General features: G+C 70.3%; 16 protein-coding genes. 11 read left to right on the forward strand and 5 right to left on the reverse strand.

The genetic code is table 11. The features are described from left to right. Positions 1 to 38: 38 nt before the first annotated feature. Together BKA10_RS05470 and glgA are read right to left on the reverse strand one after the other, a co-directional pair. Positions 39 to 824 (reverse strand): ABC transporter ATP-binding protein, encoded by a 786-nt coding sequence (locus tag BKA10_RS05470; protein ID WP_183498959.1) that lies wholly within the window; start codon positions 822 to 824, stop codon positions 39 to 41. A gap of 9 nt (positions 825 to 833) precedes the next feature. Next, a complete protein-coding gene (gene glgA / locus BKA10_RS05475; RefSeq protein WP_183498960.1) occupies positions 834 to 2,027 on the reverse strand; it encodes a glycogen synthase in 1,194 nt (397 codons plus the stop codon). A 47-nt stretch (positions 2,028 to 2,074) separates the two neighbouring features. On the opposite strand from glgA, the gene BKA10_RS05480 reads away from it, so the two are divergent. The 3 genes from BKA10_RS05480 to BKA10_RS05490 all read left to right on the forward strand — a co-directional run bounded on the left by BKA10_RS05480 (position 2,075) and on the right by BKA10_RS05490 (position 4,734). Continuing rightward, a complete protein-coding gene (locus BKA10_RS05480) occupies positions 2,075 to 3,319 on the forward strand; it encodes a glucose-1-phosphate adenylyltransferase (protein WP_183498961.1) in 1,245 nt (414 codons plus the stop codon). Positions 3,320 to 3,340: 21 nt separating this feature from the next. Further along, the gene (gene serB, locus BKA10_RS05485; protein ID WP_183498962.1) at positions 3,341 to 3,976 is read left to right on the forward strand and encodes a phosphoserine phosphatase SerB; all 636 of its coding nucleotides are present in this window, start codon (positions 3,341 to 3,343) and stop codon (positions 3,974 to 3,976) included. A gap of 62 nt (positions 3,977 to 4,038) precedes the next feature. Further along, positions 4,039 to 4,734 (forward strand): alpha/beta fold hydrolase, encoded by a 696-nt coding sequence (locus BKA10_RS05490; RefSeq protein ID WP_183498963.1) that lies wholly within the window; start codon positions 4,039 to 4,041, stop codon positions 4,732 to 4,734. A 7-nt stretch (positions 4,735 to 4,741) separates the two neighbouring features. Here BKA10_RS05490 and fabG read toward each other — a convergent pair whose 3' ends face one another. Then, positions 4,742 to 5,452: a 3-oxoacyl-ACP reductase FabG gene (gene fabG, locus BKA10_RS05495; protein WP_183498964.1), complete on the reverse strand. Its 711-nt coding sequence runs from the start codon at positions 5,450 to 5,452 to the stop codon at positions 4,742 to 4,744. A gap of 99 nt (positions 5,453 to 5,551) precedes the next feature. Between fabG and BKA10_RS05500 the strand changes: the two genes are divergently transcribed. From BKA10_RS05500 to BKA10_RS05515, 4 genes are all read left to right on the forward strand, one after another. Then, on the forward strand, positions 5,552 to 6,001 hold the full coding sequence (locus BKA10_RS05500; RefSeq protein WP_183498965.1) for a DUF4190 domain-containing protein: 450 nt from the start codon (positions 5,552 to 5,554) through the stop codon (positions 5,999 to 6,001). Between the two features lie 66 nt (positions 6,002 to 6,067). Next, the gene (locus BKA10_RS05505; protein WP_183498966.1) at positions 6,068 to 6,418 is read left to right on the forward strand and encodes a DUF3099 domain-containing protein; all 351 of its coding nucleotides are present in this window, start codon (positions 6,068 to 6,070) and stop codon (positions 6,416 to 6,418) included. Then, positions 6,415 to 6,615, forward strand: coding sequence for a hypothetical protein (locus BKA10_RS05510; protein ID WP_183498967.1), 201 nt, complete (start codon positions 6,415 to 6,417; stop codon positions 6,613 to 6,615). The genes BKA10_RS05505 and BKA10_RS05510 overlap by 4 nt, the downstream gene beginning before the upstream one ends. Beyond that, positions 6,612 to 7,442 (forward strand): SURF1 family cytochrome oxidase biogenesis protein, encoded by an 831-nt coding sequence (locus tag BKA10_RS05515; protein WP_183498968.1) that lies wholly within the window; start codon positions 6,612 to 6,614, stop codon positions 7,440 to 7,442. The genes BKA10_RS05510 and BKA10_RS05515 overlap by 4 nt, the downstream gene beginning before the upstream one ends. A gap of 23 nt (positions 7,443 to 7,465) precedes the next feature. Here BKA10_RS05515 and BKA10_RS05520 read toward each other — a convergent pair whose 3' ends face one another. After that, complete coding sequence (locus BKA10_RS05520; RefSeq protein ID WP_183498969.1) at positions 7,466 to 9,064, reverse strand: ATP-binding cassette domain-containing protein; 1,599 nt, start codon at positions 9,062 to 9,064, stop codon at positions 7,466 to 7,468. Positions 9,065 to 9,231: 167 nt separating this feature from the next. Here BKA10_RS05520 and BKA10_RS05525 point away from each other — a divergent pair, with 167 nt between their 5' ends. The 4 genes from BKA10_RS05525 (at position 9,232) to BKA10_RS05540 (ending at position 13,194) form a co-directional block, all read left to right on the forward strand. Continuing rightward, entirely contained in the window at positions 9,232 to 9,885 is a 654-nt protein-coding gene (locus BKA10_RS05525; RefSeq protein WP_183498970.1) for a VTT domain-containing protein, read from the forward strand. A 5-nt stretch (positions 9,886 to 9,890) separates the two neighbouring features. Then, positions 9,891 to 11,084 carry a sensor histidine kinase gene (locus BKA10_RS05530; protein ID WP_183498971.1) on the forward strand — a complete coding sequence of 398 codons (1,194 nt, stop codon included), beginning with the start codon at positions 9,891 to 9,893 and terminating at the stop codon, positions 11,082 to 11,084. Next, positions 11,081 to 11,749 carry a response regulator gene (locus BKA10_RS05535; RefSeq protein WP_183498972.1) on the forward strand — a complete coding sequence of 223 codons (669 nt, stop codon included), beginning with the start codon at positions 11,081 to 11,083 and terminating at the stop codon, positions 11,747 to 11,749. The genes BKA10_RS05530 and BKA10_RS05535 overlap by 4 nt, the downstream gene beginning before the upstream one ends. Positions 11,750 to 11,853: 104 nt before the next feature. Then, positions 11,854 to 13,194 carry an acyltransferase family protein gene (locus BKA10_RS05540; protein ID WP_183498973.1) on the forward strand — a complete coding sequence of 447 codons (1,341 nt, stop codon included), beginning with the start codon at positions 11,854 to 11,856 and terminating at the stop codon, positions 13,192 to 13,194. Here the strand turns inward: BKA10_RS05540 and BKA10_RS05545 are convergent. After that, positions 13,119 to 13,730, reverse strand: coding sequence for a GyrI-like domain-containing protein (locus BKA10_RS05545; protein WP_183498974.1), 612 nt, complete (start codon positions 13,728 to 13,730; stop codon positions 13,119 to 13,121). The genes BKA10_RS05540 and BKA10_RS05545 overlap by 76 nt on opposite strands. Positions 13,731 to 13,735: the final 5 nt, after the last annotated feature.

A 13,735-nucleotide genomic window follows, 5' to 3' on the forward strand; every position in this document is an offset into this window, starting at 1 on the left:
CAAAGTCCGCGGTGCGTGAGCACCAAAGAGCGATTCTATCAGCCGGCGGCGCGCGCCGCGAACCGCCCGTTCTCGTGCGACAGCGCGATCTCCACGCCGAAGGTGCGGGTGAGGTTCTCGGCGGTCAGGGTCTGATCGATCGGCCCCTGGGCGACGATGCCACCCTCGGCCATGAGGAGCACGTGAGTGAATCCGACCGGGATCTCTTCGACGTGATGGGTCACCATGATCATGGCGGGCGTGGTGGGCGCCTGCGCGTAGCCGCCCAGCAGTGCGAGCAGCTCTTCGCGGCCCCCGAGGTCGAGGCTCGCCGTCGGCTCGTCGAGCAGCAGCATCTCGGGGTCCGTCATCACGGCACGGGCGATCTGCACGCGCTTCTGCTCGCCGTCCGACAGCGTGCCGAACGTGCGCTCGGCGAGGTGCTCGAGCTTCCATTCGGCGAGCACCCGGCGGGCGCGCTTCTCGTCGATCTGCTCGTAGTCCTCGTTCCAGCGGCCGAGCACCGAGTACGCGGCGGTGAGCACGACATCGAGAACGGTCTCCTCCGGCGGCACGCGCTTGGCCATCGCCGAGGAGGCGAACCCGATGCGCGGGCGCAGTTCGAAGACGTCGGTGCGGCCCAGCCGCTCGTCGAGGATCGTCACGATCCCGGAGGTGGGATGGATGAGCGTCGCCGCGAGCTGCAGGATCGTCGTCTTACCCGCGCCGTTGGGGCCGAGGATGACCCAACGCTGGTCGTCGGTGACGGTCCAGTCGACGTGATCGACGATGTTGCGGGCGTTGCGGCGGACGACGACGTCGGCGAAATCGAGGACCTGGGGCATGCATCCAGCCTATCGGCCGGATGCCGTGACCTCGCGGTACAGCGCCGCCGTGGCGTCGGCGATCGCCGACCAGCTGAAGTGCGTCGCCGCGCGTTCCCGGCCCGCGGCGCCGTACGCGCGTGCCCGCTCCGGGTCTGACACGACCTCGGTGAGGGCCTCGGCCAGGTCGGCGATGAACGTGTCGGGGTCCAGCGGCGTCCCGGTGCCGTCCTGCACCTGCTCGATCGGCACGAGCCGGCCCGTCACGCCGTCGACGACGACTTCGGGGATGCCGCCGGTCGCGGTCGCCACGACAGCTGCGCCGCACGCCATCGCCTCGAGGTTGACGATGCCCAGCGGCTCGTAGATCGACGGGCACACGAACGTGGTCGCCACCGAGTTCAGCGCGCACAGCTCATCGCGCGGGAGGAACTCGTCGATCCAGACGACGCCCTCGCGCGTGGACTGCAGGCTCCGCACGAGACCCTGCACCTCCGCCATGATCTCGGGCGTGTCCGGCGCGCCCGCACACAGGATCACCTGCACGCCCTCGGGCAGGCGCTCCACGGCCCGCAGGAAGTACGGCAGCCCCTTCTGCCGCGTGATCCGCCCCACGAACACGATCGACGGACGCGACGGGTCGATGCCGTAGCGCTCCAGCACGGCAGGATCGTCGACCGGCCGCCACGCCTGCGTGTCGATGCCGTTGTGGATGACCCTGACCTTCTCGGGATCGAGGGCCGGATAGCTGCGCAGGATGTCGCGACGCATGCCGTCGCTGACCGCGACGATCGCGGCGGCCCCCTCGTACGCGGTCTTCTCGATGTAACCGGACACCGCATAGCCGCCGCCGAGCTGCTCGGCCTTCCACGGCCGCAGCGGCTCGAGGGAGTGCGCCGTCACGATGTGCGGGATGCCGTGGAGCAGCGATGCCAGATGCCCGGCGAAGTTCGCGTACCACGTGTGACTGTGCACGACATCGGCCCCGGCGACGTCGCCGACGATCGTCAGGTCGGTGCCGAGGGTCTGGATCGCGGCGTTCGCCCCCGCCAGTTCTGCCGGCACGCCGTACGAGGTCGTCGCCGCCTCCTCGCGCGGTCCGCCGAACGCCCGCACCTCGACGTCCATGCGCTCGCGCAGCGCCCTGACGAGTTCCGTCACGTGCACTCCGGCACCGCCGTAGATCTCGGGCGGGTACTCCTTCGAGATGATGTCGACGCGCATGCCACGAACGCTAGTACAGAGGCGACGGCGGGGCATAGTGTGGTGCCATGCCAGCAGCGCCCAAGGTCTTCGGAATCATCCTCGCCGGTGGTGAGGGCAAGCGTCTGATGCCCTTGACTGTGGACAGAGCCAAGCCCGCCGTGCCGTTCGGCGGGCAGTACCGGCTGATCGACTTCGCGATCTCCAATCTGCTCAACTCAGGGCTTCGCCAGATCGTCGTGCTCACGCAGTACAAGTCGCACAGCCTCGACCGTCACGTGTCGCAGACGTGGCGCATGTCGGCTCTGCTGAACTCCTACGTGGCCACGGTCCCCGCTCAGCAGCGGCTCGGCAAGCGCTGGTTCTCGGGCTCGGCCGACGCGATCCTGCAGTCGCTGAACCTCATCCACGATGAGAAGCCCGACATCGTCGCCGTCATCGGCGCCGACCATGTCTACCGCATGGACTTCCGTCAGATGATCGACGCGCACATCGAATCCGGCGCGCGGGCGACGGTCGCCGGCATCCGTCAGCCGATCGGGCTCGCCGATCAGTTCGGTGTGATCGACGTGGACCCGGCCGACAGCGTGACCATCCGCGAGTTCCTCGAGAAGCCGCAGAACCCGACCGGACTGGCCGACAGCCCGAACGAAGTGCTCGCGTCGATGGGCAACTACGTCTTCGACGCCGATGCGCTCATCGAAGCCGTCGAGACCGACGGCGAACTGCCGACGTCGAACCACGACATGGGCGGCGACATCATCCCCTACTTCGTCGGACGGGGCGAGGCGGCCGTGTACGACTTCCTGCGCAACGCGATTGCCGGATCGACGCCGCGCGACCGCGACTACTGGCGTGACGTCGGGACGATCGATTCGTTCTTCGACGCCCACATGGACCTGATCTCGACGCTGCCGATCTTCAACCTCTACAACATGGACTGGCCCATCCAGTCGCAGGCGATCAACTCGCCCCCGGCCAAGTTCGTGCGCGACAGCGTGGGCCGCATGGGCAACGCCATCGACTCGATCGTCTCGCTCGGCTCGGTGCTCTCCGGCACCCACCTCGAGCGCTCGGTCGTGGGACCCTGGACGCTGTCGGGCGGCGGATCGACCATCACCGATTCGGTCCTGTTCGACCACGTGCAGGTCGGAGCCGGGGCGCGGGTCCATCGCGCGATCCTCGACAAGAACGTCGCACTCGACCCGGGAGCGACCGTCGGGGTCGACCGCGAACGCGACCTCGCCCGCGGCTTCACGGTGACCGATTCGGGCATCACCGTCGTCGGCAAGGGCGTGCACGTCGAGCAGTGATCGGCCCGCTACCGTGGAAGCGTGCCTGTCGCCCGCTTCCTCGTCGTATTCGACGCCGATTCCACGCTGATCCGCAACGAGGTCATCGAGCTGATCGCCGATGAGGCCGGGCGCGGCGCCGAAGTGGCCGCCGCCACCGAGGCGGCCATGCGCGGCGAGGTCGATTTCGCCACCAGCCTGCGCTCGCGCGTCGAGCAGCTGCGGGGTGTTCCCGTGTCGGGTTTCGCCCGGGTGCTGGAGCGCATCGAGCCCACGCCCGGCGTGCGCGAGCTCATCGCCGCGATCCACGAGCGCGGCGGCATCGCGGCGGTCGTCTCGGGCGGGTTCCACGAGATCCTCGACACCGTCGCTCCGTCGCTGGATGTCGATGTCTGGCGCGCGAATCGGCTGAGTGTCGAGAACGGCGTCCTGTCGGGCGTCGTCGACGGCGTGATCGTGGATGCCGCGGGCAAAGCCGCCGCCCTGCGGGAGTGGGCGGCGCAGTACGGCGTGCCCCTGTCGCGCACGATCGCTATCGGCGACGGTGCGAACGATCTGCAGATGATGGATGCCGCGGGCCTGGGCCTCGCGTTCAATGCCAAGCCCGCCGTGCGCGCGCAGGCGGACCTCGTGGTGGGCCCGGTCGATCTGGCCGAGGTCATCGCGCTGCTGCCCTGAGCGTGCCGCCACGCGGATGACCTCCATCGACAGTGTCGGAGGCAGCACGTAGCGTGGCCGCCATGGACATCATCCTCATCCCGGGACTCTGGCTCGACGCGTCCTCATGGGACGACATCACCCCGGCACTGCGCGACGCCGGCGTGAATCCGCGGCCGCTGACGATGCCCGGAACGGGCGCATCGGGCAGCGACTCCGCCGCCGTCGGCATCGACACCTGGGTCGACGCCGTCGTCGCCGAGATCGACGCATCCGAGGAGCCCGTCGTGCTCGTCGGCCACAGCGGCGGCGGCAATGTCGCCTGGGGTGCGGCCGATCGCCGGCCCGATCGGGTCTCGCGCGTCGTCTTCGTCGACACCGTGCCACCACCGGACGGCGCCCAGATCTCGGAGTTCCCCCTGTCCGGTGGCGTCGTCCCGTTCCCCGGCTGGGACTTCTTCGACGACGAGGACGTCGCGGACCTCGACGAAGCCACGCGGCTGCGCACGGCGCCGCTCACTCACAGCGTTCCCGGCAAAGTGCCCACCGACCCGATCGCCCTGGGCGACGACAGCCGCCACCGGGTTCCGGTCACCCTGCTGAACGGCCGGATGGACGAAGCGACATTCCGCGCGGAGATCTCGCAGTGGGGACCGTTCGCTGCGGAGTTCGAGGCGATCGCCGATGCCGAGGTGGTGAGGCTGGGCACCGGACACTGGCCGCAGTTCTCGGCGCCGGAACGTCTCGCTCAGGCCCTCGTGGCTGCCATCCGGCGATGAGCCGGGCTCAGTGCCCCATGCCGAGGCCGCCGTCGACGGGAATGACGGCACCCGAGATGTAGGCGGCGTCATCGGATGCGAGCCATGAGACCACGCCGGCGACCTCGTCGACACCGCCGAATCGGCCCGCCGGGATGTTGCGCTTGTACTCGGTCTGGGTGTCTTCGGGCAGGACCGCCGTCATGTCGCTCTCGATGAATCCGGGCGCCACGACGTTCGCGGTGATGCCGCGCGAGCCGAGTTCACGGGTGAGCGAGCGGGCGAAGCCCACCAGTGCGCTCTTGGACGACGCGTAGTTGATCTGCCCGGCCGACCCGTACAGGCCGACGACGCTCGAGATGAGGATGACCCGGCCCCACTTGGCGCGCAGCAGCCCCTTCGCGGCGCGTTTGACGACGCGGAACGCACCACCGAGGTTGGTGGCCACGACGGAATCGAAGTCGTCCTCGGTCATGCGCAGGAGGAGGGTGTCCTTCGTGACGCCGGCGTTGGCGACGACGATCTCGACGGGGCCCAGCTGCTGCTCGACCTCGGTGAATGCGGCATCGACCGCGGCGGCGTCGGTGACGTCGGCGCGGACGGTCAGGGTGCCCGCCGGGCCTTCACCGGAACGCGCGGTGACGGCGACCTTGTAGCCGGCCGCCACGAACCGTTCGGCGATGGCGCGGCCGATGCCGCGGTTTCCGCCGGTGACGAGGACGACGCGATCGCTGGACATGAGTTCTCCCGGGGGACGAAGGTCTGGAACCGCACCAGCCTATCCGGCGCACCGCCGGCGCCCGATAGGCTGGACAGACCTGCCCAGAAGGAGTCCGACGTGAGCAACCCGACCCCCGGGAACCCCGAGCCCGGTCAGCCGCAGCCCCCCGCCTACGGCGCGCCGCCGCAGACTCCGCCGTATGCCGCACCCGGCGCCTACCAGCCCCCCGCATACCCCGGCGCGGCCCCGCAGTACCCCGGCGCTCCGCAGTACCCGGCCTACGGCTACGGTGGGTACCCGGTCCAGAAGAACAACGTCCTCGCGATCGTCTCGATGATCGCCTCGATCCTCGGCTTCATCTGGGTCCTGCCGTTCATCGGGTCGCTCGCCGGTGCGATCATGGGCCACATCTCGCTGAACCAGCTGAAGACCTCGGGCGAGAAGGGTCGCGGCATGGCCCTGGCCGGCGTGATCGTCGGCTGGATCGGGGTGGCCTTCGCCATCCTCGGCGTGCTCGCCTTCTTCGCATTCGTGGTCGCGACCAGCACGACCCGCGTGAACTCCTGAAGCGGCCGTCCTGAACCGCCGCCGCGGCCAGCCGCGAGCCTCGGTGAGGCGTACCCTGGAAGCACCGTGAAGACCAGCCATACGCCGCAGTCGGCGACGTCGCTCCCCCGCGCACCGCGCGATGAGGCGCACACCAGGATGACGAAGTACTTCGTCATGATGTCGGTGCGCGTCGCGTGCTTCGTGCTGATGGTGGTCGTCACCCCGTACGGCTGGTACACGTGGCTGTTCGCCCTCGGTGCGATCATCCTCCCCTACCTCGCGGTCGTCGTCGCGAACGTCAGTTCGGGCCGCGGGCAGGGCGGTGCCGTGTCACCCGAGCGTTCCCTGCCGGCCGCGCCGGCGGCATCCACCCCGCCGCCGAGCGGCGTGATCCGCATCCAGGAGTCCGACCCGACCGGGCCGGACCCGCAGTGAGCGAGCACATCTGCTCGCGCGCCGGCTGCCGGACCGACGCGCGTTGGCAGGTCATCTGGCGCAACCCCCGCATCCACGCACCCGAACGGCGCAAGATCTGGCTCGCGTGCGATGAGCATGTCGACTACCTGCGCGACTACCTCGCCGCACGGAGCTTCCCGGTGCAGGTCGAAGCCTTCGACGGAGCTGCCCCGTGAACCGCAAGAACCTGACCCGCTGGGCGGGCTACGTCGGCGTCGCGATCGTGTTCGCCATCGCATGCGGGTTCCTGTCGAACTGGCAGTTCACGCGCAGCGCCGAGCGCAACGCGCAGCTCGAACTGGTCGCGGACAACTACGACGCGGAGCCGGTTCCGCTCGCCGATCTCATCCCGGTGGACGGCGAGGTGGATGCCGGTGACATCTGGCACCCGGTCATCGTCACCGGCGAGTACCTCGCCGACCGGCAGGTGCTGGTCCGCAACCGGCCGCACGGCGGGACGAGCGCGTTCGAGGTGCTGGTGCCGCTGCGCACCGATGACGGGCGCGTGTTCATCGTCAACCGCGGCTGGGTGCCGCCCGGCGACGACCAGCCCGAGCCCGACGAGATCCCCGCGCCGCCGACCGGCGAGGTGACGGTCGTGGCGCGCCTGCAGGCCGGGGAACCGGCGCCGCGCTCGGGGCGGTCGGCACCCGACGGCCAGGTGCCCACGATCAACCTCCCCATGGTCGCCGACGCCATCGGCGAGCCCGACGCCACGGTCACGAGCGCCTACGGCCTGCTCGTCTCCGAGGATCCCGCGCCGGCCACCCGGCCGGCCGCGCCGGACTCGCCGTCCGAAGACCCCGGTCCCCACCTGTCGTATGCGATCCAGTGGATCCTGTTCGCGATCATGGGGTTCGCGTTCATCTGGTACATGATCCGCACCGAGCTGCGCCACCGGAAGGAGGATGCCGCCGAGCGCACTGCCGCGGCATCCACCCCTCGCCGCCGCGATCGCGACATGGAAGCCGAAGACGCCCTCCTCGACAGCGCCGGACGCTGATCAGGCCGGCGCGGCGGACCGCGTCACGCCAGGGTGATCAGGTCGACGTAGTCGCGACCCCAGATGTCTTCGACGCCGTCGGGCAGGATGAGCACGCGCTCGGGGTTGAGCGACTGCACGGCGCCTTCGTCGTGCGAGACGAGGACGACCGCGCCCTCGTAGTGCGCGAGCGCGTCGAGGATCTCCTCGCGCGAGGCCGGGTCGAGGTTGTTGGTGGGCTCGTCGAGCAGCAGCATGTTCGCCGACGAGACGACGAGCGTCGCCAGTGACAGCCGGGTCTTCTCGCCGCCGGAGAGGACGCCGGCGGGCTTGAGCACGTCGTCGCCGGTGAACAGGAACGATCCGAGCACCTTGCGCGCTTCGGTCGCGGTGATGTCGGGCGCGGCGGACATCATGTTCTCGAGCACCGACCGGCTGACGTCGAGGTTCTCGTGCTCCTGCGCGTAGTAGCCGATCTTCAGGCCGTGGCCGGGCTCGATGATCCCGGTGTCGGCTCTGTCGACACCCGCGAGAATGCGCAGCAGCGTCGTCTTTCCGGCACCGTTGAGGCCCAGTACGACGACCTTGGAGCCGCGGTCGATCGCGAGGTCGACGTCGGTGAAGATCTCGAGCGAGCCGTACGACTTCGACAGGTTCTTGGCCATGAGGGGCGTCTTGCCGCAGGGTGCGGGCTTGGGGAACCGCAGCTTGGCGACGCGGTCCTGTTGCCGCACCTCGTCGAGCCCGGACAGCATCTTCTCGGCGCGCGCGACCATCTGGTGGGCCGCCGCGGCCTTGGACGCCTTGGCCCCGAAGCGGGCAGCCTGCAGCTGCAGTGCGGTGGCCTTCTTCTCGACGTTGGCGCGCTCCTTCTTGCGGCGCTCCTCGTCGGCCACCCGCTGACGCAGGTAGTTCTTCCAGTTCATGTTGTAGACATCGATGACCTGGCGCATCGCGTCGAGATAGAAGACGCGATTCACGGTCTCGCCGACGATCTCGATGTCGTGGCTGATGACGATGAGGCCGCCCTTGTATCCCTTGAGGAACTCGCGCAGCCACACGACGCTGTCGGCATCGAGGTGGTTGGTGGGCTCGTCGAGGATCATCGTCCCTGCGTCCGAGAAGAGGATGCGGGCCAGTTCGATGCGGCGCCGCTGACCACCGGAGAGGCTCCTCAGCGGCTGGTCGAGAATGCGGTCCGGCAACGAGAGGTTGTGGGCGATCGATGCCGCTTCGGCTTCGGCCGCATAGCCGCCGAGTGCCTCGAACCGCTCGGTCAGGTTGCCGTAGCGCTTCATCGCCTTCGCAGCGACGACGGCGTCGTCATCGGCCATAAGCTGCGACGCCTCGTGCATGCCGAGGGCGAGGGTGCCCAGGCCCCGAGCGTCGAGGATGCGGGTCCGCGCGAGCATCTCAGGGTCGCCCGAACGCGGGTCCTGCGGCAGGTAGCCGAGCTCGCCGGACCGATCGACGCGGCCGTCGGCGGGCAGCAGGTCGCCGGCGAGCACCTTGGTCAGCGTCGTCTTTCCGGCGCCGTTGCGACCGACCAGGCCGATCTTGTCGCCGGCCGAGACGCGGAACGACACGTCCGACATGAGCGTGCGGGCGCCCACGCGGATCTCTAGGTCGTGCACGGCGAGCACAGCGAACGTCCGTTCTGGTGGAGGTGGGGGTGGCCGAAGACGGGCCAGCCTCCCATTATAGGTCGGCCGCCTGGAGGCGGACTGCGAGGCAAGACCCCTCTGCGGTATGACGCGCTCGATACCGCGGAGGGATGTGGGGTGGGCACGCCGATACGTAGGTTCTTCGGGTGGACGTCATCAACGAGCTCATTGTGCAGGCCGCAGCCTCGCCCTGGCTGTATCTCGTGATGTTCGCGACGGCCGTGATCGACGGGTTCTTCCCGCCGATCCCCAGCGAGACGGTGCTGGTGGCGGCGTCCGCCGTGGCCGTCTCGTCGGGCGGCACGAATCTCATGCTGCTGGCCGGCGTCGCCGCCGCCGGTGCACTGATCGGCGACAACATCGCCTACGCGATCGGACGCGGCGTCGGAACGACGCGGTTCCGGTGGATGCGCCGGCCCCGGGTGGCCGCGGTCTTCGACCGTGCCGAGCGGACGCTGCGGCACCGCGGGGCTGCGCTGATCCTCGGCGCGCGCTACATCCCGGTCGGGCGCGTCGCCGTGAACATGTCGGCGGGCGCCCTCGCCTATCCGTGGCGCCGCTTCCTCCCCCTCAGCGCGCTCGCCGCGGTCATGTGGGCCGTGTACAGCGCGGCCGTCGGCATCTTCGCCGGGCAGTGGCTGCACGATCAGCCTCTCCTCAGCGTGCTGCTGGGAGTCGGCCTCGCGCTGGCAGTGGGCATCGTCATCGACCGCGTCGGCGCCCGTCCCCGGCAGCAGGCCGAACCCACGACCTCGAACACCTCGGTGGGCGAACCCCTCCGGGCGCCGGTGGCAGGATGACGGACATGGCACGGACGAAGCGACGCCCCGGCGCCCGCACCATCGCGCAGGTGACGGTGCTGCCGGCCGTCCTCGTGCAGTACAGCGTCCTCGTGCCGATCCACGCCGCGGCGTACGGGGTGCCGGTCGCCCTGTCGTTCCTGCTCGGCGCGGCCGTCTGCGGGGCGCCGCTGCTGGCGATCACCCGGCCATGGTGGGCGATCGCCGTCTTCGCCGCGGGTGCCCTCACGCTGCCGCTGCTCGTCTCGCCCGGGCGCGACCCGTCGCTGCCGTGGCCGTGGTCAGTGCCCACGATGATCGCCTTCGCGATCCTGGTGGCCGTCGTCACCCTGCTCCACGGCTGGCGCCCGGGGCTGGCCGCGTATCTGGTGAACGTCGGCGTCTCGCTCATCGTGCTGCTGCTGCACCCGACCGCCGTCACCCCGAACGCGGCCACGGCCGACGTGATCGTCGCCACCTCCGTCGCCGGGCTCGTCTACCTCGTCGCCGTGCTCCTCGCCGGCCGGCTGCGCATCGGTCAGGAACTCAGCCGCGAACGCGAACTGTCGGCCGCCGAGCAGTCCCGTCGCGTGCAGGTCGAAGAGCGCGCCCGCATCGCACGCGAACTGCATGACGTCGTGGCCCACAGCCTGTCGGTCATCCAGGTGCAGGCCTCCACGGCCCGCTACCGGCTGCCCGGCCTCCCCGACGAGGCCGTCCGCGAACTCGACGACATCGCCGCGAACGCGCGCGCGTCGCTGACGGAGATGCGGCGTCTGCTGGGGGTCCTGCGCACCGAGGATCAGGCCGCCGAGCTCGCCCCGCAGCAGGGCATCGACGACATCGCCGCGCTGGTCGACAGCGTCCGGCGCGCGGGGGTCCAGGTCGGTCTGGGCATCACCGCCGCAGACGTGTCGGAGATTCCCGCGAGCGTCCAGATCGCGACGTTCCGCATCGTGCAAGAAGCCCTGAGCAATGCGGTCCGTCACGCGCCCGGCGCCGCCATCGCCGTCTCGGTGAGCGCCGACGACACCGCCGTGCGGCTGCGGATCCACAACGACGTCGGCGACGCGGCATCCGGTCAGGGCACCGGTCACGGACTGCGTGGGATGCGGGAGCGCGCGACACTGCTCGGCGGTACGCTGGACGCCGGCCCAGGCTCGGACGGCGGCTGGACGGTGAGTGCCGTGCTCCCCTGGCCCCGACAGGAGAATCCGTGACCATCGAGGTCCTCATCGCCGACGATCAGGCGATGGTGCGCGCCGGGTTCGCCGCGCTCCTCGACGCCCATGACGGCATCCGGGTGACCGGGCAGGCCGCCGACGGGTCGGAGGCGGTGACGCTCTCGGCACGGCTCGACCCCGATGTCATCCTGATGGATGTGCGGATGCCGCACCTCGACGGCATCGAGGCGACACGGCGCATCGTCGGGCCGACGTACCCGGCGGCGAAGATCCCGCGGATCCTGATGCTCACCACCTTCGACATCGATGACTACGTCTACGACGCGCTCGAAGCGGGCGCGAGCGGCTTCCTGCTGAAGGACGCTCTGCCCGAGGAGCTCGTGCACGCCGTCCGCGTCATCGCCGCCGGTGATGCCCTGCTCGCGCCCAGCGTCACGCGCCGCATGATCTCGCGGTTCGCCGCGCAGAAGCCCCGCACGTCCCTCGCCGCCGGCCGGCTCGCCGAGCTGACCGAGCGCGAGCGCGAGGTGCTCGTGCTCATCGGGCAGGGACGCTCGAACAGCGAGATCGCCTCGGCGCTGTTCATCGCGGAGCAGACCGTGAAGACCCACGTCGGCAAGGTGCTCGCCAAGGTCGGCGCGCGCGACCGGGTCCAGGCCGTGATCTTCGCCTACGACGCCGGCCTGGTCGAGCCGGCCTGAGCCGGACCTCACCCCTGGGTAGGGGTGCGGACGGCACCCCGGTGTGATGCGGCCGCCACCACGGCATCCATAACCTCGTCGGACATCCACCGAGGAGGACGCACATGTCGACGGTCCAGGCGGACACGCGCACCACGCCCCACATCCGGCGCGGCGCCACGCGCGACACCGGCATCGACTTCGTGCGCGCGCTGTGCGTCACGGCGGTGGTGGTCCTGCACGCGATGATGGTCGGCGTCACCGTCACAGGCTCCGGCCCCGTGTTCGAGAACGCCGCCGACGGCTCGACCTGGATCGCACCGCTGAGCTGGATCCTGCAGGTGATGCCACTGTTCTTCGTGATCGGCGGCTTCTCCGGACTGCTCGCCTACCGCCGGCAGCGCACGGCAGGCGGCACCGCCGCGAGCTTCGTCGCGGCACGGCTGCACCGGCTGCTGCGCCCCGCACTGGTCACGGTCGGGGTCGTCGGCGTGGTGCTCGTCGCACTCGCCGTCGCGGGCGTGCCGGCCGACCTGATCGCCGTCGCCGGGCACCGGTACGGCCAGCCGCTGTGGTTCCTGGGGGTGTTCCTGCTGTGCCAGGCTCTGCTGCCCGCGCTCGCCGCCGCGCACGAGCGTGCACCGGTGCGCACGATCGCGATCCTCGTGGTCGCCACCGTCGCCGTCGATGCCGTCCGCGCCGCGACGGGCCTCGACGCGGTCGGGTTCGTGAATCTGGCGTTCGCCTGGCTGGCGCTGCAGCAGCTCGGGTTCTTCCTCGCCGACGGCAGCCTCGACCGCATCCCGGCCGGGGTTCGCGTCGTCGCCGGCGTGACCGCCGTCGCCGCGTTGGTCACGAGCTGGGTCTCGGGGATCTACTCCCCCGATCTGATCGCGCACATCAACCCGCCCACGGCGGCGCTGCTGCTGGTCGGCGTCGCGCACACGAGCGCCCTCACGCTCCTGCGTGGGCGACTGCGGCGCCTCAGCCGCCGACCGCGTGCGGCGGCGTTCACCGACTTCGTCACCGCCCGCACGATGACCGTCTACCTGTGGCACATGCCGGTGCTGCTGGCGATGGCGGGCCTGTGCGCCGTGTTCGCGCTGTCCACCGGGGCCGCCCTGCCCACGCCCAGCAGCCTCGGCTGGTGGCTGACCCGGCCGCTGTGGCTGGCCGTCGCCCTCGCCTCGACCGCCGTGGTCGCCGTTGCGCTGGCCCGCTTCGAGGCGGGGCGGCTGCCCGCGACGACCGAGTCCGCCTGGCGCACCGGCGGCGAGGTGCTCACCGGACTGATCGCGATCGTGATGCTGCTGGTGCTCGGCACATCGCCGTCGACCGCGGCCATCGCGGTGCTGCTGATGGGCGCCGCCCTCGGCGGCGTCGGGGTCCTTCAGGCGCGTGCGACCGGCTGGCGCAGCACGGTGCGCAGTTTCTCCGGAGCCGTGCGGCGGGCGTCGCTCAGGTAGATCTCGTGGTGGATGCCGGTCATCCGCAGCCCCCGCCCCGGGATCACCCGCTCGTGCATCTCTGCCAGGACCGGCTCTTCGTCGTCGTAGGAGCCGATGTGCAGTGTCTGCACGCACAGACCCTCGTCGAGGACCTCGCACCGGAGGCGGTGGACCGCGGGTGCGCCCCCCGCCGCGGCCTTCGCACACGCGGCATCCACCTGTTCATCGGGAAGCCACTCCGGGACGAGGTTGAGCAGCGTCCAGCTCCAGCGGCTCTTGTCACGCTGCGTCGTGAACGCCATCGGGTCATCGGCCCACCAGAGGCCCTCGAGCGGCATGACGGTGTAGTCGCGGTCGAGTTCACGCTTGCTGAAGAACTTGAGGGCGTACGCCACCGGGTACAGCGTCTGCAGCGACTCCTGATACGCGGGCGCGGTGTTGGGATCGCCCGCGCCGTCGATCATCAGGTACCGCAGCGGCGGGACGGTCACGGTGTCGAAGCGGCCGCGGCGGGCCGAGTAGGTGGGAATCTCCGCCTTGAGGTCGACCTTCATGGGTT

This window comes from Microbacterium invictum, from assembly GCF_014197265.1.
Lineage (GTDB): Bacteria > Actinomycetota > Actinomycetes > Actinomycetales > Microbacteriaceae > Microbacterium > Microbacterium invictum.